Genomic DNA, 4852 nt, shown 5'->3' with positions numbered 1-4852 from the left:
GGAATGGGGCACTGTCAGCGGAGGAGGCGAATATGAGCATTTTCAAACCGTAAATCTTCTCGCTACACCGGCAAACGGGTATGAATTTCAACATTGGAAAGAAGATGACAATATAGTGATGGATGCAAACGGGCCTGCCGGTGCTGCTTATTCATTCCCTGCTGTAAACCACCGAAGCCTTATTGCATATTTTCAGGTGGAAGGAACATCCATCCCGGTAGTTTCTGAACTTGACAATCATTTGATTCAGCCAAACGATACACAATGCTTTAATGCAACCCAATCCATTTACACTGCCGGAAATGGAGGCCATTTCATTGTTGAAAACGGGGGAACCACAACACTGATTGCCGGCGAAAAAATCGTAATGCTCCCTGGCACAAAGGTTTTCCATGGCGGCCACATGCATGCTTACATTGCACCCGGCGGCCCTTTCTGTATTGAGCCCGATAAGCATTATACCAACCTGATGGTGCAACCTGATGAAACCCTGTGCCTCGATGCTACGCAAACCATACACACTGCCGGCGACGGAGGCCATTTCATTGTTTCAAGTGGAGGAGCCGTAACCCTGATTGCCGGTGAAAAAATTGTAATGCAATACGGAACGCAGGTTGAATCCGGTGGGTATCTTCATGCATACATTGCACCCGGTGGTCCGTTCTGCGGAGAAATGGAAAACCATTTCCTGGTTGTCAATGATCCGGTTGAAGCAGAGGCTGATCCAGATGATACAATCATAAAGGGAACTGCTGAACCGGAAAAACCCGCTTCCTTCTTTAAGCTGTACCCCAATCCTGTCTCTGATATCCTCACCGTAGAACTTTGCAGCCGGGAGAACCACGAGATGCTCCGTGTAGAGATCTTCAACATACAGGGCGAACTGATCCTCAGCCAGGAATTGCCACCCGGCCAGAAGCACGAAATAGGTTTAAGAAGTTGTAAACCCGGGGTTTATCTGGTGCGTTTGGTGAATGGCGCTCAAATTGGAATAGAAAAATTAATCAAACAATAATTGCATTAACATAATAGCCGCAAGGCTGCACCAATATAAACAGGTACGCAGTACTGGTTAAGGCTAAAAAGAAACAAATAGCAATAAAATATAATCAAAACATATGAAAACGATAATCTACAGTTCTTTAATCTCTTTATTATGTGTGCTTGGGTTTGCCCGGGCAGCCAGTTCACAAATAATTGAAGTATGCGGCGCTGATACCATTACCCTCAGGGCAGGGAATTTTCAGAACAGCACCATGCGGTGGGAGCAGTCATCCGATATGGAAGACTGGCAGGCAATTGGTGGTGAAGTTGATACAATTTACACCTTTTTACCTGTAAAAAACATGTATTACCGTTGTGTGGCAAAATTCTCTGATTGCCCATCCGAATTTTCACAGATCAGCCTGGTACGTGTGCCTCCTAAGGCCAATGCCGGCCTCGATCGCATTGTAACCGGAACCCAGGCATGGCTGGCAGCAAATCAGGAGGAGGGCGAAACCGGGCAATGGACCATTATTGCCGGAACCGGCGCAACATTATCTGACCCCGCAAGCCCTTCAGCGCAATTGCAAGGCCAGGAAAACCAATCATACACCCTGGTGTGGACCCTTAGCAACGTTTGTGGCAGCAGCAGCGATACCCTTGAAGTAGAGTTTGTAACCAATCAGTATTTCGATAATTTTGTAGTGGTTGACACTACCGATGTAATTCTGAGCACCCCCGCACAACTCGCTAATGGGCAGTATCGTATCCGCTTCAGTTCACCTGTGCCGGCGGTTGCCGACTCCACTGTGTTGGTAGGCATGCAGCTTGGAGGTTTTTTGCGTATGGTTCAGTCAGTATCAATAAATACGGCCAATAACGATACCATACATACCATGCAGACTACCCAGGCCACCCTCGATGACATTACCGAATATGGCGCCTTTAACTTTGGCGAGTTATACAGCCTGGATACTACGCTAAGTGCTGCAAAAAACGGAGGCTACAACCGCCTGACCCGGATGCCTACAAGGCAGGAACTAATGGGCAACCAAAAGTATAGAAATGGTGAGATTCATTATTATCTGATAGGCGAAAAAACCTCTATGCCCAAGGGGGTAACCATGAGCCGCAGCACAAGCAAAAGTGGATCGGCATTGATTGATTTCGATTTTCAATCTGTTGAAATTGTTGACGATATGGGTGTTGTAATAGTGCTTGACGGGCATTACAAATACACCCCCAACCTGGTAATTGACCGCAAAAAGGGATGGCTGGGTGGAATTGATTATTTTAAACTGGGAACCAGCAACTCAAGGGAAGAAACCCAGATAGGCCTGAGCGTGGACATTAACGCAACAGTGAATTTGTTAGACCGGGACTATACTGTTTTTGATAATACCTTATATTACCTCATTATTGTAGGAGCTGTCCCGGTTCTTGTGGATATTAAATTTTCACTCAATGGCAAGGCAGGGGCCGAAGCGGGCGTGATGATGAACGCAACCCCCGCTCTCCAGCAAACAACCACAACCTCAAATTATATTGAATACAGCAATGGCAGTTGGGGTATAGTACGGGAATCTTCGAGCGAAACCAAAACAGAGAACTCCTATGAGATTACCGGAGGCCTGAAACAGACCTTTGAAATAGGTCCTGAACTTTCCTTTAATATTTATTCAGTGGTAGGACCCTACTTGAACGCAAAACTTAACCAGGAACTGTTGCTATGTGCCTCTGTGATCCCACCACCCTTAAACTGGGCCGCAAAGCTTGATATCTGGGGCGAGATAAAGCTGGGCGCCAAAGGCAGCATCCTGGGCAAAGAGTTTATTGATTTTTCTACTACATGGGCAACCGATAAGTTTACATACAAATTCCCTGAAAGTTTAGAAATCACAATGGGAAATCACCATACCTATGTACCCGGTACACCTCCTCAGGAGCGGCAAATACCTGTTCAGGTAAAAGTACACAGCAACAAAGGCTTTACCCTACCCGGGGCAAAGGTTATGTTTGAACCTGATAGCACTTGCAGCGTCGGCAACAATCCCCCTGACAGTTCCCTTGCAGTGTATGCCGATGCAAATGGTCTTGCCAATACCACCTGGATACCCGGCAACACGCCCGAAAGCCGCTTGAAAGCCTATGTGTTCGATTGTAACGGTACCCATATCGAAAACTCACCCCTTGAGTTTATTGCGTATGCCGATACTGCCAGCGACTGCAGCCGATCCAATTTATCCGCACGCCTGTTGTTTCTGGAAGATACCCTTAGTGTGGAGGGAAAACTGGGCAAACCTCCTTATCTGTATTCCCTTAATGATATAACTTTTTCAGGCATAGCGCCCAAATTTCTGCCTATGGCCGATTCAATTTATACTTTTACCATAAAAGACAGCCTGGAATGCAAAACAACCCTGGTTTACAAGGCTCCTGACCCTTGCGATAAATATAATATTTCAGTGGACTACTCTGTTTATCCCGATAATGTTTATGTGTTCGAGGCACGAGGTGGTAAACCGCCTTACCTGTATGCACTGGATGATCCACTTAGCTTTTCAGCCAATAACACCTTCGCTAATCTGCATAGCGGCTTTCATATTGTGTATGCCCAAGACAGTCTTGGTTGCGTTGGTTCGGTGAGAATTGGCATAGAAGCAGTGCAGATTTGTGGCCAGATTTGGATGCTACATAATTGGGATGTGGATGTGGGGAATAACTGGTGGCCGAAAGATAAATATTGCATAGAATTTTTAGTGGATTCAATAATCAATTACCCATATGTATATGTAGAGTGCTTAGAATGGGAGTGGCGGGAACACACGGAATATGGCAGGTTGTACGATTGGGCTACGGTAATGAACGGTGTTAGCTCCAACTGGTCAGATCCCGTGCAAGGAATCTGTCCTGAGGGATGGCATGTGCCAACCCATAATGACTGGATGCATCTTCGTAATTGTGTTGGTGGGCAATATGCCAGTGGCAAACTAAGGAGCACACGAACAGCAGAAAGAGTTGGGGTGGCGGGACATAATTATTTTCCAAACCCTGATGGACATCCTTTTTGGTACCACGATCCCAATTATGTTGCAACCAATGAAAGCGGTTTTTCAGGGCTTCCGGCCGGCTGGTTTCGTAGCGGCTATGATGTTACTGATTTAGGTTATTATGGGAGATGGTGGTCGTCCACAGGTACCATGTACTCTGATAGCGCTGAGGCCTTTTTTTTATATAATGATTCGAACTTTGTAGGACTTCAGTACCATGATAAGGCTTATGGTTTGTCCCTTCGTTGTATACGAAATAATTGATCATTTGTTTACCCTTTTAGATAAGCTACGCTATACCACAGTGTAAATTTGAAATTTGGTTTACTCCTTTAGATATATGTAAAGTGTAATTGAGGTATGATGAAATTAATAACTGACAGGGTGTATTTGGGGGTATTCCGCACTTGCAGGTTTTTCTAGATTATCTCAATATCATGATAGTTTCTGTATAAAGTAATGATTATCAATCACCAAAGAAGTTAATAAAGTATTTTAATCAAAAAAAGCATAAACATGAAAACAAAAATCAAAACTGTTGTTTTTCAAAACATCAGTTTTGGGCTGCTAATGGTTTTAATGACTGGCTTGCAAACCATTGTATCCGGTCAAACTGAAACGGGCTTATCCCGCATATACAAAAACCACATTTCCCTGGAAATAGGCGCGCTTACCGGTATCGGTTCCCTCAACTACGAACGCATGATCCTGGGCAATGAAAGCAATAAAATGCTGGGCAGGGTAGGGTTTTCCTACCTGCCCTACACGGTAAATGATGAACCCGCTACAGGCACTTTCATCCTTCCTTTTGGTGTATA

Annotated in this window: 3 protein-coding genes; all 3 read left to right on the top strand. The window is 45.1% G+C overall.

Going from position 1 to position 4852, the window contains the following annotated elements; all coding sequences use genetic code 11:
• On the top strand, positions 1 to 1015 hold a 1015-nt coding region (locus tag IH597_09375; protein MBE0662666.1), incomplete at its 5' end, for a T9SS type A sorting domain-containing protein.
• 103 nt (positions 1016 to 1118) lie between these two features.
• Positions 1119 to 4298, top strand: coding sequence for a fibrobacter succinogenes major paralogous domain-containing protein (locus IH597_09370; protein ID MBE0662665.1), 3180 nt, complete (start codon positions 1119 to 1121; stop codon positions 4296 to 4298).
• Positions 4299 to 4550: 252 nt separating this feature from the next.
• A partial coding sequence (locus IH597_09365) for a hypothetical protein (GenBank protein ID MBE0662664.1) occupies positions 4551 to 4852 on the top strand: 302 nt, incomplete at its 3' end.

The sequence above is a fragment of the Bacteroidales bacterium genome (assembly GCA_014860575.1).
Taxonomy (GTDB): Bacteria; Bacteroidota; Bacteroidia; order Bacteroidales; family JAAYJT01; genus JAAYJT01.
The sequence above is the reverse complement of the archived record's forward strand: the minus strand, read 5'-3'. Positions and strand labels throughout refer to the sequence as shown.